This window comes from Gemmata sp. SH-PL17, from assembly GCF_001610855.1.
In the GTDB taxonomy this organism is placed as follows: Bacteria; Planctomycetota; Planctomycetia; order Gemmatales; family Gemmataceae; genus Gemmata; species Gemmata massiliana.
Map to the genome: position 1 here is coordinate 7,630,465 of NZ_CP011271.1, position 25,127 is coordinate 7,655,591.

A 25,127-nucleotide genomic window follows, 5' to 3' on the forward strand; every position below is an offset into this window, starting at 1 on the left:
CGCCGGATTGGGCCGAGCGGTGCTGTACGAGTGCCACAAACGTGTTGCAACGCAGGCAGCGAAAGTTGGCCGGAAATATGGGAGGGGAAAATGCGAAACGCCCCGGTATCAAACCGGGGCGTTTCGTTGAAAGAAGTTGCGGCGGTAGGATTTGAACCTACGACCTCCAGGTTATGAGCCTGGCGAGCTGACCGGGCTGCTCCACGCCGCGTCTTATCTTCGTGAGGGAAGTTTATGCACGAAGGAGGCAAAAGGAAAGGGGAGTTTTTGGATCGAGTGCGCGGTTCCGGCGCGGGCCACTGAATTGACCCCCTTGCCGGCCCCACCTAATATGAACCGAACACACTTCGTCACACGCCGACGATACACGACGGGGACCGGTCACTTGATAGTTCCGTTCATCCTCGTCATCTGCTTCGCGGGTGTCGTGTGCTTCATTCCGCTGGCACTGTACCTGCTCTGGCTCTCCCAAGTAACGCGGCGCGAGCGCCCCACCCCGATCGCGGGGGCGTGGGACTTCACCGGCGTCGCGATCGGACTGTCCGGGTTCATCATGTTCGGCGGCGTGATGGTCCTGTCGCTCCTCCAGTCCAACGTCCGTTTCTGGATGCGCGGCAACTTCGAGCAACTCCGCGCCGTGTGGATTCAAGAGAAAGTCACGTGGTCGCTGCTCGTGTTCTTCTACCTCATGGTCGTGCTCAGCGGGATCGGTCTCGCGCTCCTGGCGCGGCGCCGGTCCCTGGTCGTTTACAACGTCGAACCGGCCGTGTTTGAAGTGCTGGTTACTGAAGTGTTTGAGCAGCTCGGGCGCCCCATCGAACGGCGCGGAAACCTGTGGCTCTCCGAAGCGCCCCTGTTTGAACTCGATGCGTTCGAGGGGGGGCACACGGTCACGCTGCGCTGGGTGTCGAACGATCAGCGCCTCTTCGAGGACACCACCCGGCTGCTCCGCACCGCACTCGCGACCCAACCGAGTGACGAGAACCCGGTTTCTCGATGGCTGATGTCCGCCGCGATCGGGAGCGGGACCGTCGTACTTTGCTGTTTCGGGCTGCTCCTCTACGGCCTGTCCCTTCTCCGCTGAACAATCCGCGAAGAACATTCGCGTCGAACCAGTTAAATCGCCGATACAAGTGGTATCGACCGGACCGAGTTCGGGCCGGGGTCGCGAGGACACGCGCATGAAGCGTTTATTGTTGGCGATTGTGGCGGTCGGACTGACCACCAGTGCGGCACGCTCAGATTGGGGCGGCCCCCGTTCGGCCACCGGGCAGCAAGCGGGCGCTCCGGTCCAAGCCGACCCGAACACCCTGCTGGGCGCGGGCGGGCCGTACAACGGCGTGTCCCCGGACAAGTACGGGCTGAACCCGCGGCTCCGGAAGCTGTTCCACCTCGGATCGCGTTCGAGCAGCGCGCCCGCGGCACCGCAATACCCGCAAATGGGCTACACCCAGAACGGCCCCGCGTACAACCCGAACGGATACCCGGCCGGCGCTTACGGCCCGGCTCAGGGCACGCTCGTGTTCCCGCACCACACGTACAGCCGCAGCCCGCGCGACTTCTTCATGCTCGATCTGAACCGCTAAGTCACGGAAATTCGATCGACTTCTTGCCCCGGGTGCTCACCGCGCCCGGGGTTATTTGATTGACGCTTCCAGTTCTTCGATCACCTTCCTCACGCGCTCCGGCAGCGCGGTTTTGCACTCGCTGCGGTAGTCGTAGCTCACCACGGTCGCCAGTCCCTCGCACGCGACCGCGTCCCACGACCGACTCACGAGCTTGTGCTCGAACGTCACGCGGTCCACTTGCACGTCCGCGGCGCGCACGCCGACCCACACGTGGTCCGGATATTTCAGCGGTTTGCGGTAGGTCGCGGACGTGCTCTTTAAAATGGGGCCGAGCCCGAGTTCGCGCTTCGTGTCGAGCCAGCCGGTGCGCGCGATGTAGTTCAGCCGCGCGTCCTGGAAGTAGCGGAAATACTCCAGGTTGCTCACGTGGTCGAACGAGTCCATGTCGCTCCAACCGATGTCGAACTCGATCACGACGGGGAACGGGGCGAGGGCGGGGTGCGTGTGCGTCATAACCGTATACGTATCGAAACACGAGGTCGACGCACCTGGCACGCCCGGGTGTATCGGTGGCACGCAAAAAATACCCGGGGTTGAAACCCCGGGCTATTACCGGTGACCCCATTCGGGGTCCAAAAAACACAAACCGGGGTGCGATTGCGGCCCCAACGGGGCCACCGGGAATAGCCCGGGGTTTCAACCCCGGGTGTTGGGGCCGGCCTATTTCCACTTGCTCTGCCGGTCCAACTCCTTGAGGTAGTCGAGCGCTTCGTCTACGGTGCAAACCTGCGCCCCGGGTACGCGACCGCGGGTGTCGAGGTCGCGGAGAATCATCAAGTCCTCGAACTCGTCGGACTCCTCCAGCTTCTTCCGCGCCCGGTGGCCGAGCGTTCCGGCCTTGTACTCCAGCGCGAGCATGTGGTTCTCGATCAGCCACGCGGTTCGCGGGGTGATGAGCCCTTCGAGCGCCTGGAGCCCGGCGGCGACGTGGTCGTAAGGGTCGATGCCCTTCCCCACGTCGTGCAGCAGCGCCGCCTGTAGGAACTCCTCGTCCCACGGGCGCTCGTCGCGTGCCAGCTCGAACACCTGGAGCGAGTGGAACTGCACGTCGCCTTCAGGGTGGTACTTCGGGTTCTGCTTCACGTTCTCCAGCGGCAATAGCAGCAGCCGGAACAGTTGATACGGGTCGATCGCTTCTTCCTGCTCCGCGATCGCGTCCTCGATCGAGATTTCCGGGTGCTCGCGGGCGATCAGCTCTTCGAGTTCGCGCGTACTGGCGCGTTCGATGGCTTTGCCCGTAATCGACGACTTGAACACGTAGTGCGCGAGGTTCTCCGCGTAGATCGTCAGCTCGAAGTTGAACACATCGAAGACGTGAACGTGGGTGAACACGCGGGTCTCGCCGTGCTTAGTGATCTGCTTGTGCTCCACGTCGTACTGTAGCCCCTCTTCGTCGAGCGCCGCGGTGACCGGTTCGAGGTGGTCGCTGAAGAGGTGCAGGTCAATGTCCGAGCCCTTGCGGGTGTGCCCGGTCATCACGCTGCCGATGAGTCGCGGCCGGAACCGGCACAGCACGCGCATGAGGCGCAGCGCGTGAACCCGCATGTCTCGCAGGTTCGCGGTGCGCGCCTCGCCCTCGTGGACACGGGCGAATGCCTGTACCTGATCGCGGATCTCCGCGTTGCTGGGCAGGTCGCTCGGTTTGACAGTGCCGCGACACAGGCGCTTCGCGGCCTTGCGCTTGGCGGTGAAGTATTCGGATTCGACGCGCTCGTACATCAGTCGAGCGGCTTCAAACGCGATCGCGTGACGCAACTTGGCGTCGGACATGCTTGACATGCGGTGGTTGAGTTTAACGAGCCTATCCAGTGCCACCGCGAGGCTCAAAGGGAATGATACACGAAGCGGGAAGCAGGTTCAGCGCTTTTGCTGGGCAGCTAACTTTTACCCAACACCAAGTCCACCACCCAGCAACCCCGGACATGCGGCCCGTCGCCCCCGCAGTGGTTGAGGATGTCGTCGTTGTCGCAACCGGCGTCTTGAAGGGCGTCGGCCAGAATCGGCATCCGGTCGAAGGCACGCTCTTGGTAGATGCCCTCGGCAAGAATGCGAACATCCGACGCGAGCCAAGAGGGGTCAACGGCAATGGGGTGGAAGGGGTTGCCGAGAATATCATGCAAAATTTTGACTATCGTCACTGCCGCCGCTGGGTTGTCTGTAACTTCACCAGCCGTAACTTCCGAAGCCCACTCATAGGCACGTTCGGGCCAAGTGTTGCCTTCAACGCCCCATGATTCCCGAAGAGCTTCCAAAGACGCTTTGCCATCAGCGAAGCGGGATGCGATTTCCATCCGGGTGCGGTATTCTCGATTTGTGTCGAGTGCCATGTCTGCCGTAAGAATCGCCAGCGATACCCGACACAACTTTCGGTCACTTACCTTTCCTCGGAGAAACTCAAGCATTGGCGTTGGGTCTGTACTCGCCAACCATTCCGCTTCCGTCATCGCTAGCCCTCGGAATATCTCGTCTCCGAAGATAGCCAACTTAACAGTCTGCGTTTAGTTGATGCACTAGAAATGAACTTGGGAGTGTGTGAGAATAATTGGACTCGACGCGCTCGTACATCAGCCGAGCGGCTTCAAACGCGATGGCGCGATACAACTTGGTGTCGAAGCACCGGAGCGGTGATTTCGACCTTACGACTTTTGACTTGCGACCTTACGACCTTCGGCTTAGCCCTTAAATCGACCGCCAGTAGTTGAGCACATCGGCCAAAGTGCGCTCTAGGGGGATTTGCGGCACCCAACCGGTCGCGGTCCGGAGCTTACGGGCGTCCGCGCTCGTGACCGCGGTGTCGGCCTTGCGCCCGGGTTCAATGGTTTGGACCACCTTGATCGGCAAACGCGACATCGCCACGAGCCGGTTGAGCACGTCCTGGATCTGGTACGAGTCCCCGCGCGCCGCGTTGTACGCTTCGCCGCACGTGCCCTTCTCCAGCAGGAGCGGGAACGCGGCCACGATGTCCCGCACGTCGGCGATGTCGCGCCACGCAGAGAGGTCACCGGTTCGCACTTCGGGCGGCTGAGTGCCCGCTTCGGCCGCGGCGATTTGTCGCGCGAAGTTCGGCACCGCGAAATCGGCACTCTGCCGGGGGCCGATCTGGTTGAACAACCGCACGCGGACGATATCTAGGCCCGGGCTGCGTGTGTACTGGTAGCTGATGAGGTCCGCGGCAGCCTTACTCGCGGCGTAAGGGCTTGCGGGTTTAAGAGTTGTGAACTCATTGCACGGCTCGCCGGGCCGGTCTGGTTCGCCGTAGATTAGGCCCGTTGAAACGAACAGCACGCGGGTCGGCACGCCCGACGCGGCGATCGCATCGTACAGTGATCGCGTCGCAGCAAGGTTCTCGCGCCACGCCCGGTCCGGGTCGCGGAACGAGCCGCCGGTGTTGGCATAACCCGCGAGGTGAAACACCCACTCCGGGCGCACTTCGCGGAGCACGGCCTCAACACCGGCCCGGTCGCACAAGTCGCACGCAAACAACTTCGCGTGCGGTGCGAGGTGCGAGAGCACCTTCGGCCACGTCGCGGTCCGGCTCACCCCGAACAGGGCGTGCCCGCCCGCCGACATCAGGTGATCCACCAGATGCCCGCCGACGAACCCGGTGATGCCGGTGATAAGAATTCTCATGTCACAACCGCGGGGTGCAAAACACAGTGCCGGGGCCGAAAAACGGTCGACGGCACTCGCTCCACGCCCCGCGTTCTCAGATGCCCCGGGCCTTGAAGTCCGGCACCGGTTGCCCCTGAAGGCGCGCGAGGTCGGCCTTCACCATCCGCTCGATCAGTTGCTCGAAGCTCACCTCCGGTTCCCAACCGAGGTGCTTCTTCGCCTTCGCCGGGTCGCCGATCAGGAGGTCGACTTCCGCCGGGCGCACGAGCGACTGATCGATCTTCACATACTTCTTCCAGTCCAGCCCCGCGGCCTCGAACGCCACCTCGACGAGCCGCTGGACCGTGTGCGTCTTGTTCGTGGCCACGACGAAGTCGTCGGGCTTGTCCTGCTGGAGCATCAGCCACATCGCGCGGACGTAGTCACCCGCGAAACCCCAGTCGCGCTTGGAGTCGAGGTTCCCGAGGCGTAGTTCGGTCGCCAGACCCAGTTTAATACGGGCCACGCCGTCGGTCACCTTCCGGGTGACGAACTCTTTTCCGCGGCGCTCGCTCTCGTGGTTGAAGAGGATACCGCTGGTGCAGAACATGTTGAACGATTCGCGGTAGTTCACCGTGATCCAGTGGCCGTAAACCTTCGCCACCCCGTAAGGGCTGCGGGGGTAAAACGGTGTGGTCTCGATCTGCGGGACCGCCTGGACCTTGCCGAACATTTCGCTCGACGAGGCCTGGTAGAACTTGATCGTGTCGCGCCCCAGGAGCTTGATCGCTTCGAGCATCCGCGTTACGCCGATCGCGGTGAACTCGCCCGTGAGGACCGGCTGTTTCCAACTGGTGGGGACGAAGCTCTGCGCCGCGAGGTTGTACACTTCTTGCGGGTTCGCTTCTTTGATGACGTCGATGAGCGAGAGTTGGTCGAGCAGGTCGGCCTGGTGGAGGTGGATCTTGCCCGCGAGGTGTTCGATCCGCTCAAAGGATTCCGTGCTCGCCCGGCGGACGATCCCGTGAACCTCGTACCCCTTTTCGAGTAGCAATTCCGCGAGGTAACTGCCGTCCTGACCGGTAATGCCGGTGATAAGCGCGCGCTTCATGCGAACCGCCCTGTACACGAATGGAATACCCGCGCACCGCGCTCGGGCGAACACGGACGGGGGCGTCGGGGTTGTTGTATAGCGGCCCGGCGGCTGGGCACAAGTGGGAAACGTGGGTGGAGTGGCACAACCCGCCGAAAAGAGGGGCGCCACGGACAAACCCAGAAGACACAGATCGGTGAAGATAAGTTGGGTCAACAGTACGGCTCGGGTGCGGGGTCCATACTACCTGCGCCCGAGCACCGATTTCAATGCCTTCTTACCCGATCCGCAAAGCCGTAGTTCTCGTAATTGCGAAACGCCACCCGCTCGTTAACACTCGCGGTTCGCCAAGAAGTTCAAGGCGAACCGCGAGTGTTAACGAGCGGGTGGCGTTTCACATTCGCGGGTGTTACTTCTTCGGCTGTGTGAGAAGGAACAGGTAGCCCGCGAAGTTACGGTGCAGTGTCAGGTACGATTCCTCGTTCCCGGCCGGGGCGTCGGCGAACTGCAGCTTGTACCGCGTCATGTGCTTCACGAGGTCCGCGACCGTCGTCCCTTCTGAGGACCACTTCGGGTCGATCAGGCCAGTGGCGGTGTCCGTCTTCATCACCTTCAGGGCGGTCGCCATTTGGTTCAGGAACCGCTTTGCAGCGGTCGCGTCGTCGGCCGGCAGATCCTTCTTGATCGAAGCGAACGCGGTTTCCGCCTTTTGGAGCGTCACTTCAAACTGTGCCCGCTTGTTGGCATCCACGGCCTTGCCCGCTTGCAACCGTTCGGCGACTGCGGCGAAATCGCGGGCCAGTGCGAGGCGGTCGTCCTTCAGAGCGGCGTTATCGAACGCGGCCGGGAACTCCAGGTTGCCCGCACGCCGGGCGAGGTTCAGAGCGTCGGCCGCATCGGACCCACCGAAGCGCACTTCGTTGAGCAGCATGTTCGGCACGAACGCGGACGCCCGCAACCCACCATTCGGCTCTGCCTTCACGATCGCTGCGAGCAGCTCGTTGAGCGACTCACCGGACAGCACTTTCGCCCGATCCGCCGGAGCGAGCGCGGTGCCGAACCCTTCGGGCATCGGCGAATTGGGGACGCTCTCGATCACGGCTCCGGCCGGCTTGCTCCCGACCGCATTGGTCGAAGCCGGCGGGGTGGACATGCTGCGTTGGGCACGCATCAGGTCGCGTTGAGCTTCCAGTGCGAGGTTCGGACGCACACCCATCGAGCTGTACGAGGAGCCCAGAGACTGAGAGTAAATGGCCGGGTACGCGGGCGACACCGACCAGATCGGGTTCGTGCTGTAGTAGTAGCGGGTGGTCCAAATGGTCGTGTTCGGGAACGGCCCCGGCAAGAACATATTGCTCTGATACCGGTACTGCGGCACGTAGAAGAACGGGTTGAACGACGGCACGATGATCGGCGCCGGACCACCTAAACCGGCCCGGGGGCCGAACTGTGCGGAAGCACTGGCGGGGCTGAGAAGGAAACCCGCGCCGCCGAGGATGATAACAGCCGTAAGCCGAGTCATGGTAACACCATTCGTTGAGCCGAGAGTAAGGCGGCGGCTCCGTCGCACGCTATCGGTAATTCGTTTTAGTTGGGCGACCCTTACACAATCTTCGTGTTTTGGTTTTATTTTCGCGATGCCACAACAACAATTCAATCTCGAGTTACGTTGGCGAGATGACAATTTTCCCCGAAAGAGTCCCGGCCTTGCGAATCGTGTTGTCCTCTTGCAACTGGTGTGCCTGAGCGGTTTCGGCGAGCGGGAACCGAGCCCCGACCAGAGCTTTTATGGCCCCTTTCGCCATCCAGCGCCCCATATCGTCCGCGCACACCTGCTGCTCCACCGCGGTCATGTTGAACATCGCGAACCCGAACAGAGAAAGCCCCTTCACATAAAACGGGCCGTTCGGAAAGACCGGACGCGCGGCGCGCCCGGCCATCACCACGACGCGCCCGCGTGGGGCCATGAGATCGACCGTTTTGTCGAGGTCCGTGGGCGGAACTGTCTCAAACCACACGTCGACTCCGGCACCCCCTGTCGCGTCCTTGACACGTGCGCCCACGTCTTCCGTCTTGTAATTGACGACCCAGTCGGCACCGAGTTCACGCGCGAGCGCCATTTTCTCATCACTTCCGACGGTGCAGATTACCCGTGCACCCACCGCTTTGGCCATCTGGATGACCATTGACCCGACGCCACCGGTCCCGCCGTTGACGAAAACGAATTCCTTAGCTTGCAACTTCGTGCGGTGAAACAATCCCAGATGCGCGGTGATTCCCGTGAGCGCGGCGGCCGCAGCTTGTTCGTCCGAAACACCTTCCGCTGTGGGATAGGCCCACTTCTCGTCCATACACACGAACTCCGCGCAAGTCCCCTGGCGTCCCAACACTCCTTGATTGCTCCCCCACACACGGGCGCCCGGTTTAAATCGCGTGACACCCGATCCCACGGCCTCAACGACTCCGGCGAAGTCGGTGCCGGTGATCGCGGGCTTCGGGAACGGCATCGGTGCCAGCCCGCCGCGGATGTAAGCGTCGAGGGGATTGATCGCCGCGACCGTCACCCGCACCAGGATCTCGCCCTCTTTGGGTTGCGGGGTCGGCAGATCGCCCACGCGAATCACGTCGGGCGTTCCGGTCGTTTCAAAGAACGCGGCTTTCATAGTTCGGCCCGTCTGTTTGGGAGAAGAAGCGTACCGGCGTTGGCAGAAGCTGGGGGCGCGGAAGACCGCGCGCTCCGATAGCATAAAACCGGGGGGCACTCCGGTCACGGGTGCCCCTTTCACGTCCACTCGGCCCGTCGCTCTGTAAGGTGTAGCAATGAACGAATCACCGAACACGCTCGTCGAGTACGGCTCGGTCATCGACGCGCACCAGATGGTCGAACCACCCGATACCACCGAACTGGAACTCGAACCCGGGCACCCCGGCGAACACGACGCGGAGTACATCGCCCGGCGTAAGGGACTGTTCGCGCTCACCCGCAAGCACCGGCTCGAAAAGCTGGGACCGCCGTTCGTGACGTACACGCCCGAAGAAACGCGGATCTGGCGCGAGGTATCGCCGAAGCTCGACGAGTTGCACCGCAAGTACGCTTGCGAAATCTATTTGCGTGCGAAGGACGATCTGGCGATCACGCAGACCGAAATCCCGCAACTCCGGACGCTGAGCGAGCGCGTGCAGCGCGAAACGAACATGCACCTCGTCCCCGCAGAGGGGGCGTTACCGTACCGGACGTTCTACGAGTACATCGCCCAGCGCGGGTTCCCGGTCACGCAGTTCATCCGGCACGGGTCGCACCCCGAGTTCACGCCGGAACCGGACATGATCCACGACTGCTTGGGGCACGTCCCGCCGCTCATGAACCAGGACTACGCAGAGCTGCTCACGCTCATCGGCAAGGCCGCGGCCAGCACGCCGCACGGCGATCAGGTACTCGCACTGAAGCGCTTTAGTTGGTTCAGCATCGAATTCGGGCTGATCGAGGAGCGCGGTGAAACGAAGGTATTCGGAGCCGGTATCCTTTCGAGCACGGGCGAGATCCCGCACGCGCTGTTCTCCCCGAACGCGACCCGGCGCCCGTTCGTCACGGAAACCGTAATTTCCACGGACTACGATCCGTCGCAGATGCAGAAAGACTTCTTCATCGCCCCGTCGCTCCCGTTTCTGCGCCGGGAACTAGAGTCGCTCGTGCGGCGGTTCAATATCCCCGTACTGTGAGGCGCTCAAAACGCGCGTTCCAGATATTTTACTGATTTTTCGTACACCATTCCCGTATAATGAGACAGTTGGTGGCGAAGTGGTGCTTCCGATACCGGAGACCAATTCAGAGAGCGCACGAGGAACGCACGAACGACCGGAGATCGCCCACAATTCTCCCCGCCCCGGCGGTCGTGTGTCCCCGAAATGTCAGCAATTGTGAGCAACCGCGTCATTTAGCGTGAAAACAAGGATATTTTGGCGCAGTGAACCGGGAAAACGACTGCGAAACGGATCAAAACGTTAACAAATGTTAGCCGTCCGGTCGCCCAAAACGGTTGAAATTGAGCCCGGGTCCGCGTCTATCGTTCTAACGCTATTCAGCCGATTCGCGCCGGCCGTTCGCCCCCAACACGAAGAGCACCCATGACAGACATCCCACTTCGCAAGATCGACCACGTGCGGTTCTTCGTCGGCAACGCGCGCCAGAGCGCGTTCTTCTACCGCAACGCATTCGGGTTCGACGTGCTCGCCTACGCGGGCCTCGAAACGAAAGTGAAGCACGAAGCGGGGTACGTACTGAAACAGGGCGAAATCACGTTCGTACTGACCTCGCCGCTCTCAGACAAGCACCCCGAGAGCGCCCGGCTCGTCAAGCACGGCGACGGCGTGATGGACATCGCGCTCGACGTGCCCGACGTGCGCAGCGCCTACGAGGAAGCTCTGAAGCGCGGCGCGGCAGGTGTGGCACCGCCGGCGGCACTCGAAGACGAGCACGGCGTTTTCGAGACCGCGACGATCAAGGCTTACGGCGACACCACGCACACGTTCATCAACCGCGACCGGTACCGCGGTGTGTTCGCGCCCGGCTTCCACCCGATCGCCCCGGAGCGCTACAGCCCGAGCACCGCGCGCCCGGTCGGGTTCGCGGCCATCGACCACATCGTCGCGAACGTCGAAGAAGGGAAGATGAACGAGTGGGTCGAGTTCTACCGCAAGGTGCTCGGCTTCAACCAGCTCGTGTCGTTCGACGACAAGGACATCAGCACGGAGTACTCGGCGCTCATGTCGAAGGTGGTCCAGAACGGTACGGGCCGCGTGAAGTTCCCGATCAACGAACCAGCCCAGGCGAAGCGCCGCAGTCAGATCGACGAGTACCTCCAGTATTACGGCGGCCCCGGGGTGCAGCACATCGCGCTCATCACGGGCGACATCGTGAAGACGGTCCGCGCGATGCGAGCAAACGACGTGTCGTTCCTCCGCGTCCCGCGCACGTACTACGACGACCTCACCACCCGCATCGGCAACATCAAAGAAGACCTGGACGAACTGGCGGAACTCGGCATCCTCGTAGACAAGGACGACGAGGGCTACATGCTGCAAATCTTCACGAAGCCGGTAGCGGACCGCCCCACGCTGTTCTTCGAGGTGATCCAGCGCCGCGGATCGAAGAGCTTCGGTAAGGGCAACTTCAAGGCGCTGTTCGAGGCGATCGAGCGCGAACAGGAGTTGCGTGGCACTCTGTGATTTTGAGGTGCGATCCATGAGCGACACAGCGGCCATCAAACTGCTAACAAACGATGATTTGTTCGCGCTACCGCCGAGCAAGAAAGTGGACCGTTGGCTGTTTCGGGGTGAGCTTCGGGAGAGCAAAGTGACCAAACGCAACCCGAATCACGCGGGCGCGGTAATGACCATCGGCATCCTGCTCGGTATTTGGCTCGCCAAGCAGCCGAAACCGCGTGGGAAACTTTACGGGGGTGAAGCCTATTTCCGCCTCCGGAAAGACCCCGAAACGAATGTCGGTATCGATGTCGCGCTCGCAACCGCGGAGCAGGCAGCCGCGGTCAAGAAAAAGACCACCTTTGTGGACGGTGCTCCGATTCTCGCGGTCGAGGTACTCTCCCCGAACGACAAACAACAAGACATCACGGACGCGATCGAAGAGTATCTCGACTGCGGTGTCAAACAAGTTTGGATCGTGGATACCGCTACGGAGACAGTGACCGTTCACCGAGCGAACGTTGAACCCGTTATGTACACACGCTCCCAGGAACTACCCGGCGGGGCCGACCTTCCCGGTTTCGCGTGCCGAGTCGCCGAAATCTTCGAGTAACACCCATGCCGGCCCCCTTCCCCGTCGCGTCACTGAGAGACTTTTACGCTTTCGAGCAGCACGTGAAGACGTGCCGCGGGCACCGCGGACTGGACATGGTGCCGCAGTGGTATCAGGTGCCCGTCTTCTACTTCTCGAACCCGGTCGCGATCATCAGCAACGGCGACCCGGTCTGGGCGCCAAAGGGCAGCACAGCGCTCGATTACGAACTGGAACTCGCGTGCGTCGTCGGGAAGCCGGCACGCGACCTGCCGGCCGATGACTCCGCGTTGGAGTGTCTGGACGGGTTCACCATCATGAACGACTGGAGCGCACGGGACATTCAGCGCGCGGAGATGGCCGTCGGCCTCGGGCCGTCCAAGAGCAAGGACTTCGCGACGTCGCTCGGTCCGCGCATCGTTCCAGTTGCCGAACTACGCGACGTCTACCGCGACGGCCGGCTCCACGTCGAGATGACCGCGACCGTTAACGGTAAGGAGTATTCGCGCGGCAACGGCGGTAGCATGTACTGGACGTGGCCGCAGATCCTCGCCCACGCGAGCCGCGACACCGAGCTGAAGCCCGGTGACGTGATCGGCAGCGGTACCGTCGGCACCGGGTGCATTCTGGAACTGACGCCCGAAGCGGTGGGCGGGTGGCTAAAGCCCAGCGACGTGGTCGAACTCACGATCGAGCGCCTCGGCACCTTGCGGAACCCCGTTGTGGAGCGCCCGGCATGACGTACCCCGAACAACTCGCCGCGCTCGTGAGTCGCAATTCGGCGCTAGGCGAGCAGGTCGCGTCACTCCGGAACCTCGAAGCGATTCTGAAGTGGGCACCCGGTGCCGGCATCCCGTTCGCGGGTATCGATCTCGTACAGCAGGACGAGTACAGCTACGACCTGTACCTCCCGCTCCCGGATTCGCGCTGGCTCGTCTTCGGCGTGTCGTGATTCGGTGAACTGGCGGCGGTCGCCGTCTGGGATCACCGTCCGAGCGCGGACGAACTGCTCGCCCGGCGCGTCGAGCTGGGCTGGAAGCCGACGTGCTCGTTGCTCAAAGCGGGGCCGACGATTCTGGGCCACGCAACAACACTGGCAAAGACCTGAACGGACAAAACAAAGCCACCACGAATGAGCACCGATAACACGGATTAAAACCAAATCAGATCTGCCTTCTGCTTTGTGTCTGATCCGTGTTATCGGTGTTCATCCGTGGCTCTTTTTCTTCGCCCTCGTTGTTAGGCGAACGGACCATGCCACACTACCTCTCCCGCGGCAGCGTTCCCAAGAAACGCCATACCGCGCACCGCACGTCGCCGGGCTTCAAAGACGAGGGCATCTACTACGAAGAAGTGATAACCACGCAGGGCTTCTCGCGTGCGTACTCGATCGCGTACCACCTCCGGCCCCCGACGCGCGTGAAGCACATCGAGCCGGCCGGCACGATCGCCGTGGACGTCGCCGAACAAGCGGTTCTGCGGCACCACCACCTCAAGAGCGGCACGATGCCCACGAAGGGCGATCCCGTGACGGGCCGCGTCCCGATGTTCACGAACGCGGACGTCACGTTGTGGCGGTGCCGACCCGCACAACCGCAAGCGGAACTGTACCGCAACGCACTCGCGGACGAAGTGATCTTCGTTCACAAAGGGGCGGGCCGGTTACTCACTGCGTTCGGCGTGCTGCCATTCAAGCCCTTCGATTACGTCGTGATCCCGCGCTGCACGACGTACAAACTGGATTTCGATCCGGGCACGCAGCCCGACCTCCTCGTGATCGAATCGGCCGGCCAGGTAAGCGTTCCTGCGAAGTACCTCAATCACGACGGCCAACTCCGGCTCGGCGCGCCCTATGCGGAACGCGACCTCCACGGCCCCACGGACCTGTTCGTCTTGGACGAAGAGAAAGACACGTCCGTGGTCATCAAGGACGGCGCCAAACTGTCGCGGTACGTGCTCGCGAATCACCCGTTCGACGTGATCGGGTGGGACGGCCAGGTGTACCCGTTCACGTTCAACGCGGACGACTTCGAGCCGATCACGGGCACAATCCACCAGCCCCCGCCGATCCACCTCACGTTCGAGACGCCCGGGTTCGTGCTCTGCACGTTCGCACCGCGGATGCTCGACACGCACCCGGACGCGATCAAGGTGCCCTACGCGCACAGCAACGTGGAAAGCGACGAAGTGCTGTACTACGTGCGCGGGAAGTTCGGGAGCCGGCGCGGGGTCGAAGAGGCGTCGTTCACGCTGCACCCGCACGGTATCCCGCACGGCCCGCACCCGGGCACCATCGTCGCCAGCCGCGACGTCAAGTGGACCGACGAGCTCGCGGTGATGGTGGACACGTTCCGCCCGCTGTTCGTAACGAAACAGTCGCTGGAACTCGATGACCCGAAGTACCCGTACTCGTGGCTGGACTGAACGGAGGCGCCCGCATGCTCGGTTTCCTGGTGCGCTGGAAGATCCGCTCCGCTGAGAAGAAACTCGGCGAGCCGCTCGACTACCTACGGCAGATGTTCGACCACTCGCCGGGCGCGTTCTGGAAGTTCGCGAAGGTCGCACAGGCCTCCGCGTACCGCAACAAGCTCCCGGCGGCTCCGTTCCACGTCGCGCGCGTGGTCGCGGTGCGACACCAGGATTGCGGTCCGTGCGTACAAACGGTTATCAACCTTGCCAAAGCTGACGGCGTCGAACCCGCGATCCTGAAGGCCGCGTACCTCGGGAACGTGGACGCACTGCCGGAGTCGCTGCGCGACGTGTACCGGTTCGCCGAAGCGATCGCGGTGAACGACGGTAACGAAACCGAGTACCGCGACCGGCTCCGCTCGGTGTTCGGCGAAGAGGCAATGGTGGAACTCGCGCTCGCAATCACGCTGTGCCAGACGTTCCCCATCCTGAAGCGCGGGCTGGGCCACGCGAAGAGTTGCTCGCTGGTGAAAATCGACATCTGACCCGCCCCACTCACCTCGTATCAGGTGCTCCCTTTGGCGTAGAATCTCCCCGTTCGTTCACTCTCCAAAGGGGGTTGATGTGCCCGACCGTGCCGCTCTGCTGATCGCGGTGGAAACGTTTTTCGAGGCCGGGCCGATCGTGCAGTACGCAGCGGCCGATTGCGCCGAACTGTTCCGCGCGCTGCCCGCCGTCGGTTACGCTCAAGAGCGCTGCACGCTCCTGGCCGCACACCGCACGACCAAGGCCGTCATCGAAGCTACGCTGAAGCGCCTGCCCAAGATTGTGGGCGACGCGGAATCGTTGCTCGTGCTGGTCGCGTCACGCGGGTTCAACGTGAAGGGGCGCGGGTACATCGCGTGCGCGGACACGATCGTGCCCGATCCGCTCGAAACGGCCCTTTCCGTCGCCGACCTCTTCGCGCAACTCAGCAAAGTGAAGGCGAAGGAAATCACGGTTCTCCTCGACATCGACCCGCTTACTATCGCAGAAAGCAAGCTGCTTCACCCGGGCCTCGACGACGCGGAACTCGCGGCGCTGCTCGACAAGTCGCCAAAATGCGTGGGGTTGCTCGCGTGTGCGGAGGGCGAGCGCTCGTTCGAGTCGGCCCAGCTCCGGCACGGGATCTGGCGGCACCACCTCATCGAAGCGTTCACCGGCAAGACGCGGAGCGGCGTCGGCAAGGACGGCGCGCTGACCGCCGCGGCCCTCCACGACTTCCTCGCCGACGCGGTCCCGCGCACGCTCCGCCGCACCTACGAAACGGCCCAGGAACAGACCCCGACCCTTTACGGCGAAGCGAGCGGCGCGGCGGTGGTCGCGGAACTGGAGAAGCTGCTCGGGCCGGGCGGTGACCTGCTCGACCCGACCCGCATGAAGCGCGTCGTGTTCCGGTCCGAGAGCCGCGGGGAGGTCAAGAACCTCACCGGGTACCGCAAGGGGCAGCCGATCCCGGACCGCGCCAACGAGTGGGCGCGGAAGTACGTCAACCGCATCGCGACGGCCGACATCAAGGCCGATCTCGACAACACGTTCGACATGGTGCGCGAGACGTTCGGCTACAAGCGCAAGGACTTGGACGTCTCGGCCGAACGCGACGGGCTGGGGTTCATTCGCACGCCGGACTTCGAGTACACGGTGGCGCTGAGCGTGAACGAGGACGATCCGTCCGAGGTGATTTGGCGGCGCGAGGTGAGCCGACTGTCCGGCCCCGATTTCGTGCGCGGCGAGGGCTTCCGCAACGTCTTCGGCACGATGTTCGACAAGCTCGTGTTCGAGTTCGCGGTGCCGGTGGACGTGGCCGACTTCGTGGACCGCATCGAAGACGCCCCGCCGGAAGGCGTAAAGGTGAGCGTGGCGAGCGACTCGGGCGCCGCGGTGATCGCACTGACAGGGTTCGCGGGTCGAGTGAACGTCACCCGCGACGCGGTCACGATCGAGGGCCAAGCCGGAAACCCGTCGAGCCTGATGGAACAGTTCCTCGTGTTCCTGCGCAAGTTCGGCGCCCTGGGAGAACCCAAGGCGCTACCGAGTGGGGGATAAGCGACAAATCTCCAGAATGCTGGGGTTGGGCCAAGCTATGCGCGCCGACATCTGCTCGTCCGATGATTACGACACGCGCGACCGCCTCGCCGCTGCGATTCGCACGCTTGGTGGGGTACACGAAAGCGAATGGGAATCGCTCGGCGTGGGCCTGCACCGCTTCCATTTCCCGGAGGGCGAACTGTCCGTGTTCGTCGATGCGTGGCTCGTGGACATCGCGGGACCGGACCAACTGGTGCAGCAAGTCCTACAGTTAATCTCCGGACGAGATCACGGTTAAACCGCGCATTCACTTACTACCGGAGACGCACCGATGATGGCTTGGCCGACGCTCATTTGCGGCGCCCTGTTGGTTCTGGTCGGGATCGTGGGCTACGGCACCTCAGAAGTTCAACCGCCCCCGTCACCGCACTGATTCCCGCGTTCTTCGGTGCGACGCTTATCGTGTGCGGCGCGCTCGCGTTCAACGACAAGCTCCGCAAGCACGTCATGCACCTCGCGGCGATGGTCGGGCTGCTCGGCGCGCTCGGCGGGTTCATGCCGCTGATTCGCCAGATCAGCAAAACCGGGGAATTCGATCCGACCAAGAAGTCTGCGATCTCGGGCGAGTTGATGATCGTGGTGTGTGTGGTGTTCGTGGGACTGTGCGTGAATTCGTTCATTCAGGCACGTAAGGCCCGCAAAGCCAAAGAAGCAAGCGCAGCCACCAGCACGAGCGCGGTGTAACGCGAAACGAAACGGCCCCAGTCCGTGGACTGGGGCCGTTTCGTTGGTGCCTGTCATTTCTTCGCCGCGTCCATCTCGTCGAGCCACTTCGAGATCACGGTGCAGTAGTACACACCGCCCATACTCGATTTGTCCCCGGGCTTGGTCGCGAACCCACCGTCCTTGTTGCGGTGCGCGTTGATGAACGCACGCAGCTCTTTCACGTCCTTCGGCTTCTCTTTGAGCAGCATCAAGGCCCGCATTACGCGGTACGTCGTTTCGATATCCGATGCTTTTTCGCCCTTTTTGCCCCACCCACCATCAGCCCGCTGACCAGTTAGCAACGGGGCCGCAACAGCCGCTTGGTTCCCCGGTTCGAGTTTCTCATCGGGCTTCAGGCGCAGATTGAACGCGAGCAGCGAGCCGGCCTCGCGCGCCTGCTCCGCCCCGGGCGCCCCTTTGAACGTGTCACGCCCGTAGGTTGCCGCGATCTCGAACCACGAGTCCAGTTTGAACGGGCAGTCCTTTACGCCCCACGCTTCGACACCCGCGGCCCCGATACGCACGTCCTCGAACGTCTTCGCGTTCTCCTTCAAGTAGTCCATCGCCTTCGCGTACTTCTCGTGCGGGATGCCGAACTCGGCGGCGGCCATGACACCGATGCTAGTGAGCACCACGTCCGGCTTGCCGCCCGGCTCCGCGAACCCGCCCGTCTTCGGGTCGTAACACTTCAGCACGAACGCCGCATGTTTATCTTTGTTGGGAACATCTGCCCCGAGGTACTTCAGCACCCGAGCGGCGCTACTCGTCGCCCGCAGGCTGGGGCGCGGGGCCGCATCGGTATTGGGATCTTGCGGATTGGGGTAGAACCCGCCGTTGGGGTCTTGCAGGTCCGTCACCCAGTTCACCGTCTCCTTCTTTTGCGCCGCGGTCGGCTGCGCGAACGCAATGGAAGGGAGCAAAAACACTATTGCGAATGACGTTCTCACGAAATTTCTCCTCTTGGCGGTCCGCTCTGGTGAGCCAAACGCGCTCCCAGAATACCGCCACCAAAGGACGAAACGAACAGCGAACAAAGGAAATGGCCCGTCCCGATTACCGATCGACGCTCACCCGACTTCGCTCACGGCCTCGGCTTGCGCGGCGGCGAAGCACACCGGACACATACCGTGGGTGAACTCGGCGTGACTGTGGTCCCGGACATAGGCTTCGAGCTGCTGCCACCCGCTCTCGGCGTGAACCTTGTGACACCACGCGCACACCCGGATCAGCCCGCGCAGGGTCCGTACTTCGGCCAGCGCCTGCCCCAAACTCGACGACAGTTCGGATTGTCGGAGCAGGGCCGCGAACAGCAGGCGCTGCCGGGCGTGCAGGCGGAACGCGAGAACGAAACCGAAAACGTTCACGATGGACAACCAGCACACGTCGCCGACGACCGAGGTAACATCCCCCGATGGGTTCAGCCACCCGGCGACCAGAACCGCACCGAAGGTGTGCAGCAGCGCTCCCGCGGCCTGCATCGGGAGCGGGAGCGGCAGTACGCAGTAAGACATGAGGACCGCGAGCAGGGCCGTCATCCGCATCTCGGTGTGACCGGCGGGCCACACCGAGCCAACGTACACGTGTAGGGCAACGGAGAGTACGCACCAGCCGCCTACAACACGGGCGAACGCGCCCGGGGTGCTCGCGCCGCGCAGGAGAAAAAGTGCCAGCGCGGACCCGAAAGCGAACGCGGCGCGGGCGCCCCACAACCCGATCAGTTCCGGGCCGCCGGGGAACAAACGATAGTCGATCGCCCCGAGCCCCACAGCCGCAACGGGGGACACACACAATATGACGCGCCCGAGGGCCAGATCGTGCGCGAGGTGCCGGCGCCGGTAGGCCCCTTCCAGTTCTGCCGACTCGAATTCACCCGTGAACCGCACGCGATCGACCGATTCTTCCGCCCCCACGCCCCACCCCATTCATTTGAGGCGCGAATCCTGCCTTGTCCCAGCGATTCCGTCCTAATCGTCGAATCCTAGAACGAAATCGGGGCCGCGGCCGGTCACCCGTCAAGCACCTCTCGCACCTTCCGCGCGAGAGAGAAGGGCGTGAACGGTTTCTGGAGAAACGCATCGGTCGCGGCGCCGATCCCGTGGCGCACCACCGCGTCGTCCGTGTAGCCGCTCATGTACACGACTTTAACCCCGGGGTACCGCGCCCGTACCGCTTCCGCGACCTCTCGTCCCCCCACCCCGGGCATCACGACATCGGTAATCAGGAGGTGAATCACGCCCGGGTGCCGCGCGATAACGCGGACCGCGTCCGCTCCACAGTCCGCTTCCAGAACCTCGTACCCGTGCGTCCGGAGGGCAATTTTCGCGACCCCGCGCACCCCGGCGTCGTCCTCCACCAGTAGGACCGTCTCGGCCCCCCGCGGCGCGGACGCAGTCTCGGCGGCGGCCGACCGCGGCGCCTCTTGGGTCACAACCGGGAAGAGGAGCTTGAACGTCGTCCCCGCGCCGACCTCGCTGTGGACGTCGATGTGCCCCCCATACGTCTTGACGATGCCGTACACCGTGGCCAGCCCCAGTCCGGTGCCCTTGCCCTGTTCTTTTGTGGTGAAGAACGGCTCGAAGATCCGGGCCTTCACTTCGTCCGTCATCCCGGACCCGGTGTCCGAAACGTTCAATTGAGCGTAACCGCCCGGTTCCACATCCGGGCACGCGGCGTCGCCCGGGACGACCGTCAGCGCCCGTGTTTCGATCGTAAGGCGCCCGCCCGTCGGCATGGCGTCCCGCGCGTTCACCACCAGGTTCATGACCACTTGTTCGATCTGGCCGGGGTCCACTTTCACCCGCGCCAGCCCCGGGTCGAGCACGGTGGACAGGGTGACGTCCTCCCCGATCAACCGCGCGAGTAACCGGGCGGACTGGGACACGAGCTCGTTCAGGTCGAGCACCTTCGGCTCGATGATCGCCTTACGGCTGAACGCCAGCAGTTGGGCCGTCAGCCCCGCCGCGCGTTCCCCGGCCGCCGCGATCGCCGTTATCGCCTTGTAGGTCGGGTCGGCCGCGGGCGTGCTCCCGATCAGGAGGTCGGCGTACCCGTTGATGATGGTGAGCAGGTTGTTGAAGTCGTGGGCCACCCCGCCCGCCAAGCGCCCCACCGCTTCCATTTTCTGGGCCTGGCGGAACTGCTCCTCGACCTGTTTGCGCTCGGTGACGTCCGACCACGACCCGACCACCTCGACCGGCTCCCCGGTCGAGGCCCGCACGAGGCGCAGTTCGGCCCGGACCCAGCGGTACTGGCCGCTCCGGTGCCGGACCCGGTACTCCTCGGTTACGCGCCCGTTGGCGAACAGATCCTTGCCCGCGGCCACCGTTACACGGTCCCGGTCCTCCGGGTGCGCGTTCACGCCCCACCAGGCGCGATCGGCCACGTCCTCCGGGGCGAACCCCAGCATCCCGCGAACGTTCTCACTCATCCACGCGATGCCGCCGATCCGCCCACTTTCCACCGTATGAGTGTAGAGCACCGCGGGGCTGGACGAGATCACGGAGCGGAGCCGCTCCTGGGTGCGCCGCAGCGCCTCCTCCGCGACGCGCCGGTCGGTGACGTCGATGGCGAACCCGACGACCCCGGCGACGGTCCCGGTTCCGTCGCGGTACGGCACCTTGTCCGTTTGCAGCCACCGCGTCCCGGTCGCGGTGTGCAGCGGCTCGATCACGCCCAACAGCGGCCGCCCGCTGGCCATAATCGCGTCCTCGTCCCGGTGGTACCGGGCGGCGTGCGGGGAACCGAGTTCCTCGTCGGTGCGCCCCTCCAGTTCGCCCCGGGGGCGCCCGACGAGCCGGGCCAGTTCCCGGTTCACGCGGACCAATCGGTGGGCACGGTCCTTGAAGAAAATGAGGGCCGGTACCGTGTCGAGGATCAGTTCCAGTTCCGCGCGGCGCCGGTCCAGTTCGACCTGGGCGCGCTTGCGCTCGGTGACGTCGGTGAGCACCCCGTGCCACAGGATGCTCCCGTCCGGCTCGCGCGCCGGGGCCGACCGGTACTCGACCCAGATCTCCCCGCGCACCGGGTGCTGGACCCGGTGCTCGCTGTGCCAGACCGACATGGTCCGAGCGGACTCGGCCAGGTCCGCCTGCAACCGGGTCATGTCGTCCGGGTGCACCAGCGCGCGAACGGCCAAAGTGTTCTCGGCTAGAGCCTCGGGCGGAACCCCGTAAATGTCCGCGATCCGGGGGCTGGCGTAAGGGAAACAGCGGGTACCGTCTGGCCGGAGGCGGAACGAGTGGATCACCCCGGGAGAAACGGCCGCGAGGCGCGCGAACCGGTCCCGCTCCTGGCGCAGGGCCTCTTCGTCCCGTTTCCGGTCCGTGATGTCCCGGAGGAAGCCGGTAAAGGTCGGTGGATCGCCCGGGTTGCGGCCGATGCTCAGTTCCGCAACGAACCGCTCGCCACCCTTGCGGAGCGCGGGTAGTTCGAGCCGGCGCCCGAGGACCGGTCCCTCCCCGGTAGCCAGGTAGCGGAGCATCCCGGCCCGGTGCGCGTCCCGGTGCTCGGGTGGGATGAACAGGTCCGCCATCTCGGTCCCCAGCACCTCCCCCCGGGTGCACCCGAAGACCCGTTCCGCCGCGGGATTGAACTCCAGAACGCGCCCCTGTGCGTCGATCACGATGATGCAGTCCAGGGCCGTCTGGATGACGGCCTTGGTCCGGGCCTCGCTCGCCCGGAGCGTGTTCTCGGCTTCCTTGAGGGCTTGAATGTTCCGGCTGATTCCGACCAACCCGGTGACGGCCCCGGACCGGTCGCGCAGGGGTACCTTGGAGACCAGGTGCCACCGCTCCCGCCCTTGGGTGTGAACGAGATCCTCTTTGTTGAACACCGTCTCGCCGTAGTGCAGCACCCGCATATCGTCTTCGTGGTACCGGCGGGCCAGTTTCAGCGGGTGGAAGTCGAACCCCGTCTTCCCGATGACGTCCGATTCGGCCCGCGCCCCGACCATCTCGTTGTGTGCCCGATTACTGGTGACGAACTGACCGTTCGTGTCCTTGGTCCAGATCGCATCGGGCAGCGTGTCGATCAGGGTCCGCAGGAGCGCGTGCGCCTGTTCCAGTGACTCCTCGGCCATCTTCCGCCGGGTCAGGTCACGGACCACGGCGACCAGGTACTCGCGGTCCAACCGGACCCGGTTGGCGCGGACCTCGACGGGGAACGTCGCACCGCCCTTCCGCCGGCGCCGGCCCTCGAACGTTCCGGTGTCGCCCGCGCCCTCCGCCCACGAGCGCCACGCCGCACCCGGTTCAACATCGGTCACGGTGAGCCCCAGGTACTCCTCTCGAGTGTACCCGTGGATCAAACACGCCTTTTCGTTCACGTCGAGGTACCGCCCCGTTTCCGGGTCGATCACCTCGATCCCGTCCGTCGTCCGGTCGACGAGCGCGCGGAAGAGGACGAGCGATTCTTCGGCCCGTTTCCGCTCCGTGACGTCGCGGGAAATGCCGACGACGCCGATAACGGCCCCGGCCGCGTCCCGGTACGGGGCCTTCGTCGCCTGATACGCGCGGGTCACGCCAACCGCCGTCAGAACTTCCTCGCTCGTTTCAGCGCGCCCCGACTCCATGACCCGCTGGTCGCGTTCCGCAATCAGCCGCGCGCTCTCGGCATCGAACAGAGCGGCATCGTCCGTTCCGAGCACCTCCGAAACCGGTCGGCCGACGCAGCGCGCACCGGCCTCATTGCACAGCAGGTACTTGCCGTCCCGGTCCTTCACGAACACCGCGTCGGTCGTCCCGTCGGCCACCGCCCGGAGCAGGTCCGCGGACCGGCGCGAGTCCGCTTCGGCCCGGCGCTGTTCGGTCACGTCGTGGAGCGTGAGGACGACGAGCCTGGATCCCCCGGCGGGGTCCGGAACCACGGTCCCGTCGTACCGGATGATCCACTCGCGCCCGACGTCCGTCCGTCGAACGTGAAGCTCGCAGCCGACGCTCTCCCCGCGAATCAGTCGGGACACCGGCCATTCGGTACACGGCAACGGTTCCCCGCCGAGCGGAGAAAGCACGAACATGTCAGTGAACGTCGAAAAGTGGCAGCGCACCGAATCGAGATCCGCGAACCCGTGCATTCGGAGGGCGGCCGGGTTCCACTCCAGAAGGTTGCCGTCCGTGTCCGCGACCACGACGCCGTCGACTGTGTGGTCCACGATCGCACGCAGGCGGCGAAGCTCGGCGTCGGAGCCGGTCCGGTCCGCCGGTGCGGGCACCGGGCTCTCGGCTCGGAGCGCGACCGCGAATCCGACGTGGTGCCCGCCCTCGAACAGTGCCGTGGTCACCCAGCGCGCCGTGAAAAGCGCGCCGCCCCGTCCCGCCCACTCCCCGAACTCTTCGACCCGCCCGCGCTCGAGTGCGCCCCGGAGCACTTGTTCCAACTGTTCGGCGCCAGCACCGGTGGGGTAAAGGAAGGTCAACGAGCGCCCGACCGCGTCCCCACGCGGGTACCCGGTGAGGCGCTCGGCCCCGGTGTTCCAGGTGACGACGCGGCCCGCTGAATCGAGAGCGCACAAAGCGACGTCCGTAGCCGCCTCGACCAACAGCCGGTACGGGTCGGCGAGCGCGTGAGCGACCAGGGAAGGAGAGAGAGGGGCGTTCAAGTTTGGTACAAGCGACAGTAAATCGGGCGTTAGCTCCCCACCCGTCTAGTCACGGGTTGCGATAGTGGAACTATGGGAAAGATATACAGCAGCCAAATTATGGCGCTCGATTCGTCTCCTGCCAACTGTGGCGAGTTCTGTCACAACAGCTAAGCACGGATCAATTCTCCGAATTGAAGGGCAACAAACAAATTCGTGCGAAACAAGAAAATGCCAGCGAACCTTCCGCCTGAGCCGGGGCATCTCTGGAATGAACAACTCAACCGCGGAGACGTACCGATGCTGACCGATCGCGACCTGTTACTCCGCGCCGTGCTCACGAACCCGGCGGACGATCTCCCGCGCCTCGCGCTTGCCGATTGCCTTTAACGAATCCGGCAGTTACCTCGACGCGACCCGGGCCGAATTCATTCGCGCTCAATGCGCCGGTGCGCACCCGGAGGCGCTCGGATTGTTCACCGCGTATGCGTGGCAATGGGCCGGGTTGAGCGCGCCGCCCGATGCGTGGAAGTGGGGCGCTGCGGTCGCGATCCCGAGCTTCGAGCGCGGGTTCGTCACGCAACTCCGCCTCAACTCCCAGAGTTTGGCCGGCGTGGTTCCGCTCCGGCAATTGTTCGTGTGCGAACCAATCGCCGAAGTGCTGTTCGAGATCGGCGTGGCCGGCCCGGAACGCGCGGTAGACGCGCGGACGCTGCTCCCGTTCTCGCGCCCGATAGCTGTGAAAGTTACGCGCTTGTGGGGCCCCAATCGCGCGAGCCAGGATGCCTTCCTTGCGGCGCTGCTCTCGGCGCCCGTTATGGCTTCTGCATCGGAGGTGACGCTTGCGGGCCTATCCCCCGGTCGCGCGGGGACGCCGCTCGTGCCCTGGTTGGCGCGATCACCGTTTCTAGGCAAGGTGCGCGCACTGAATCTGTCGCACAACGGGTTCGGTGACCCGGAAGCGTGTGATCTGGCTCAAAATCCGCGACTCACGCAGGTCGAGCGCCTGTCACTCGCGCACAACCGCATCGGCAACGCGGGCGCCCAGGCCCTGGCACAATCACCGCACTTGCGGAACGTGACACGCATCGATTTGACCAGCAATCGTATCGGCGGGGACGGTCTCGCGACGCTCGTCGCCCGGTTCGGAAGCGGACTTAAAGCGTGAGCGATCGGCTGCGCATGGGCCGATCGTTTCGATTTTCA

General features: G+C 63.9%; 24 protein-coding genes and 1 tRNA gene. 14 read left to right on the forward strand and 11 right to left on the reverse strand.

Going from position 1 to position 25,127, the window contains the following annotated elements:
* Window positions 1–136: 136 nt before the first annotated feature.
* A tRNA-Met gene (locus tag VT84_RS31630) sits at window positions 137–211 on the reverse strand.
* Window positions 212–385: 174 nt separating this feature from the next.
* Between VT84_RS31630 and VT84_RS31635 the strand changes: the two genes are divergently transcribed.
* Entirely contained in the window at window positions 386–1,084 is a 699-nt protein-coding gene (locus VT84_RS31635) for a hypothetical protein (protein ID WP_052557281.1), read from the forward strand.
* Window positions 1,085–1,181: 97 nt separating this feature from the next.
* Complete coding sequence (locus VT84_RS31640) at window positions 1,182–1,586, forward strand: hypothetical protein (protein WP_052557283.1); 405 nt, start codon at window positions 1,182–1,184, stop codon at window positions 1,584–1,586.
* A gap of 51 nt (window positions 1,587–1,637) precedes the next feature.
* Here the strand turns inward: VT84_RS31640 and VT84_RS31645 are convergent, their stop codons facing one another.
* The 7 genes from VT84_RS31645 to VT84_RS31675 all read right to left on the reverse strand — a co-directional run bounded on the left by VT84_RS31645 (window position 1,638) and on the right by VT84_RS31675 (window position 8,975).
* Window positions 1,638–2,081 carry an acyl-CoA thioesterase gene (locus VT84_RS31645; protein WP_052557285.1) on the reverse strand — a complete coding sequence of 148 codons (444 nt, stop codon included), beginning with the start codon at window positions 2,079–2,081 and terminating at the stop codon, window positions 1,638–1,640.
* Window positions 2,082–2,288: 207 nt separating this feature from the next.
* Window positions 2,289–3,398 carry an HD domain-containing protein gene (locus tag VT84_RS31650; RefSeq protein ID WP_082842325.1) on the reverse strand — a complete coding sequence of 370 codons (1,110 nt, stop codon included), beginning with the start codon at window positions 3,396–3,398 and terminating at the stop codon, window positions 2,289–2,291.
* A gap of 107 nt (window positions 3,399–3,505) precedes the next feature.
* Window positions 3,506–4,072 carry a hypothetical protein gene (locus VT84_RS41405; RefSeq protein ID WP_239465517.1) on the reverse strand — a complete coding sequence of 189 codons (567 nt, stop codon included), beginning with the start codon at window positions 4,070–4,072 and terminating at the stop codon, window positions 3,506–3,508.
* Between the two features lie 235 nt (window positions 4,073–4,307).
* Window positions 4,308–5,258, reverse strand: a complete 951-nt coding sequence (locus VT84_RS31660; RefSeq protein ID WP_082842326.1) for a GDP-mannose 4,6-dehydratase — start codon at window positions 5,256–5,258, stop codon at window positions 4,308–4,310.
* Window positions 5,259–5,334: 76 nt separating this feature from the next.
* The gene (gmd, locus tag VT84_RS31665; protein ID WP_052557289.1) at window positions 5,335–6,330 is read right to left on the reverse strand and encodes a GDP-mannose 4,6-dehydratase; all 996 of its coding nucleotides are present in this window, start codon (window positions 6,328–6,330) and stop codon (window positions 5,335–5,337) included.
* A 391-nt stretch (window positions 6,331–6,721) separates the two neighbouring features.
* Window positions 6,722–7,834: a hypothetical protein gene (locus VT84_RS31670; RefSeq protein ID WP_052557291.1), complete on the reverse strand. Its 1,113-nt coding sequence runs from the start codon at window positions 7,832–7,834 to the stop codon at window positions 6,722–6,724.
* Window positions 7,835–7,976: 142 nt separating this feature from the next.
* Window positions 7,977–8,975: an NADPH:quinone reductase gene (locus tag VT84_RS31675; RefSeq protein WP_052557293.1), complete on the reverse strand. Its 999-nt coding sequence runs from the start codon at window positions 8,973–8,975 to the stop codon at window positions 7,977–7,979.
* 157 nt (window positions 8,976–9,132) lie between these two features.
* On the opposite strand from VT84_RS31675, the gene VT84_RS31680 reads away from it, so the two are divergent.
* From VT84_RS31680 to VT84_RS31725, 10 genes are all read left to right on the forward strand, one after another.
* Entirely contained in the window at window positions 9,133–10,032 is a 900-nt protein-coding gene (locus VT84_RS31680) for a hypothetical protein (RefSeq protein ID WP_052557295.1), read from the forward strand.
* A gap of 405 nt (window positions 10,033–10,437) precedes the next feature.
* Entirely contained in the window at window positions 10,438–11,538 is a 1,101-nt protein-coding gene (hppD, locus tag VT84_RS31685) for a 4-hydroxyphenylpyruvate dioxygenase (protein ID WP_052557297.1), read from the forward strand.
* 16 nt (window positions 11,539–11,554) lie between these two features.
* Window positions 11,555–12,127: a Uma2 family endonuclease gene (locus tag VT84_RS31690; protein WP_082842327.1), complete on the forward strand. Its 573-nt coding sequence runs from the start codon at window positions 11,555–11,557 to the stop codon at window positions 12,125–12,127.
* A gap of 5 nt (window positions 12,128–12,132) precedes the next feature.
* Window positions 12,133–12,846 (forward strand): fumarylacetoacetate hydrolase family protein, encoded by a 714-nt coding sequence (locus tag VT84_RS31695; protein WP_082842328.1) that lies wholly within the window; start codon window positions 12,133–12,135, stop codon window positions 12,844–12,846.
* Window positions 12,843–13,058, forward strand: coding sequence for a hypothetical protein (locus VT84_RS31700; protein WP_052557301.1), 216 nt, complete (start codon window positions 12,843–12,845; stop codon window positions 13,056–13,058). The genes VT84_RS31695 and VT84_RS31700 overlap by 4 nt, the downstream gene beginning before the upstream one ends.
* Window positions 13,059–13,360: 302 nt before the next feature.
* Entirely contained in the window at window positions 13,361–14,530 is a 1,170-nt protein-coding gene (locus VT84_RS31705) for a homogentisate 1,2-dioxygenase (RefSeq protein ID WP_082842329.1), read from the forward strand.
* 14 nt (window positions 14,531–14,544) lie between these two features.
* Complete coding sequence (locus VT84_RS31710; RefSeq protein ID WP_052557305.1) at window positions 14,545–15,060, forward strand: hypothetical protein; 516 nt, start codon at window positions 14,545–14,547, stop codon at window positions 15,058–15,060.
* A 79-nt stretch (window positions 15,061–15,139) separates the two neighbouring features.
* Window positions 15,140–16,600: a caspase domain-containing protein gene (locus VT84_RS31715; RefSeq protein ID WP_082842330.1), complete on the forward strand. Its 1,461-nt coding sequence runs from the start codon at window positions 15,140–15,142 to the stop codon at window positions 16,598–16,600.
* A gap of 37 nt (window positions 16,601–16,637) precedes the next feature.
* Entirely contained in the window at window positions 16,638–16,880 is a 243-nt protein-coding gene (locus VT84_RS31720) for a hypothetical protein (protein WP_157470054.1), read from the forward strand.
* Between the two features lie 164 nt (window positions 16,881–17,044).
* The gene (locus tag VT84_RS31725) at window positions 17,045–17,326 is read left to right on the forward strand and encodes a hypothetical protein (RefSeq protein WP_082842332.1); all 282 of its coding nucleotides are present in this window, start codon (window positions 17,045–17,047) and stop codon (window positions 17,324–17,326) included.
* A gap of 53 nt (window positions 17,327–17,379) precedes the next feature.
* Here VT84_RS31725 and VT84_RS31730 read toward each other — a convergent pair whose 3' ends face one another.
* The 3 genes from VT84_RS31730 to VT84_RS31740 all read right to left on the reverse strand — a co-directional run bounded on the left by VT84_RS31730 (window position 17,380) and on the right by VT84_RS31740 (window position 23,942).
* Window positions 17,380–18,294: a prenyltransferase/squalene oxidase repeat-containing protein gene (locus VT84_RS31730; RefSeq protein WP_157470056.1), complete on the reverse strand. Its 915-nt coding sequence runs from the start codon at window positions 18,292–18,294 to the stop codon at window positions 17,380–17,382.
* A 120-nt stretch (window positions 18,295–18,414) separates the two neighbouring features.
* Window positions 18,415–19,257 carry a hypothetical protein gene (locus tag VT84_RS31735; protein ID WP_157470058.1) on the reverse strand — a complete coding sequence of 281 codons (843 nt, stop codon included), beginning with the start codon at window positions 19,255–19,257 and terminating at the stop codon, window positions 18,415–18,417.
* A 95-nt stretch (window positions 19,258–19,352) separates the two neighbouring features.
* On the reverse strand, window positions 19,353–23,942 hold the full coding sequence (locus VT84_RS31740) for a PAS domain S-box protein (RefSeq protein WP_052557318.1): 4,590 nt from the start codon (window positions 23,940–23,942) through the stop codon (window positions 19,353–19,355).
* 279 nt (window positions 23,943–24,221) lie between these two features.
* Here VT84_RS31740 and VT84_RS39130 point away from each other — a divergent pair, with 279 nt between their 5' ends.
* Both VT84_RS39130 and VT84_RS31745 read left to right on the forward strand, forming a co-directional pair.
* On the forward strand, window positions 24,222–24,311 hold the full coding sequence (locus VT84_RS39130; protein WP_157470060.1) for a TIGR02996 domain-containing protein: 90 nt from the start codon (window positions 24,222–24,224) through the stop codon (window positions 24,309–24,311).
* Window positions 24,295–25,089, forward strand: a complete 795-nt coding sequence (locus VT84_RS31745) for a hypothetical protein (protein ID WP_082842334.1) — start codon at window positions 24,295–24,297, stop codon at window positions 25,087–25,089. The genes VT84_RS39130 and VT84_RS31745 overlap by 17 nt, the downstream gene beginning before the upstream one ends.
* Window positions 25,090–25,127: the final 38 nt, after the last annotated feature.

What these genes read in the sequence shown, in the direction of transcription:
- VT84_RS31640 (WP_052557283.1), top strand. Translation starts at nt 1,182, where the DNA reads ATGAAGCGTTTATTGTTGGCGATTGTGGCGGTCGGACTGACCACCAGT.
- VT84_RS31645 (WP_052557285.1), bottom strand. Translation starts at nt 2,081, where the DNA reads ATGACGCACACGCACCCCGCCCTCGCCCCGTTCCCCGTCGTGATCGAG.
- VT84_RS31650 (WP_082842325.1), bottom strand. Translation starts at nt 3,398, where the DNA reads ATGTCCGACGCCAAGTTGCGTCACGCGATCGCGTTTGAAGCCGCTCGA.
- VT84_RS41405 (WP_239465517.1), bottom strand. Translation starts at nt 4,072, where the DNA reads ATGACGGAAGCGGAATGGTTGGCGAGTACAGACCCAACGCCAATGCTT.
- VT84_RS31660 (WP_082842326.1), bottom strand. Translation starts at nt 5,258, where the DNA reads ATGAGAATTCTTATCACCGGCATCACCGGGTTCGTCGGCGGGCATCTG.
- gmd (WP_052557289.1), bottom strand. Translation starts at nt 6,330, where the DNA reads ATGAAGCGCGCGCTTATCACCGGCATTACCGGTCAGGACGGCAGTTAC.
- VT84_RS31670 (WP_052557291.1), bottom strand. Translation starts at nt 7,834, where the DNA reads ATGACTCGGCTTACGGCTGTTATCATCCTCGGCGGCGCGGGTTTCCTT.
- VT84_RS31675 (WP_052557293.1), bottom strand. Translation starts at nt 8,975, where the DNA reads ATGAAAGCCGCGTTCTTTGAAACGACCGGAACGCCCGACGTGATTCGC.
- VT84_RS31680 (WP_052557295.1), top strand. Translation starts at nt 9,133, where the DNA reads ATGAACGAATCACCGAACACGCTCGTCGAGTACGGCTCGGTCATCGAC.
- hppD (WP_052557297.1), top strand. Translation starts at nt 10,438, where the DNA reads ATGACAGACATCCCACTTCGCAAGATCGACCACGTGCGGTTCTTCGTC.
- VT84_RS31690 (WP_082842327.1), top strand. Translation starts at nt 11,555, where the DNA reads ATGAGCGACACAGCGGCCATCAAACTGCTAACAAACGATGATTTGTTC.
- VT84_RS31695 (WP_082842328.1), top strand. Translation starts at nt 12,133, where the DNA reads ATGCCGGCCCCCTTCCCCGTCGCGTCACTGAGAGACTTTTACGCTTTC.
- VT84_RS31700 (WP_052557301.1), top strand. Translation starts at nt 12,843, where the DNA reads ATGACGTACCCCGAACAACTCGCCGCGCTCGTGAGTCGCAATTCGGCG.
- VT84_RS31705 (WP_082842329.1), top strand. Translation starts at nt 13,361, where the DNA reads ATGCCACACTACCTCTCCCGCGGCAGCGTTCCCAAGAAACGCCATACC.
- VT84_RS31710 (WP_052557305.1), top strand. Translation starts at nt 14,545, where the DNA reads ATGCTCGGTTTCCTGGTGCGCTGGAAGATCCGCTCCGCTGAGAAGAAA.
- VT84_RS31720 (WP_157470054.1), top strand. Translation starts at nt 16,638, where the DNA reads ATGCGCGCCGACATCTGCTCGTCCGATGATTACGACACGCGCGACCGC.
- VT84_RS39130 (WP_157470060.1), top strand. Translation starts at nt 24,222, where the DNA reads ATGCTGACCGATCGCGACCTGTTACTCCGCGCCGTGCTCACGAACCCG.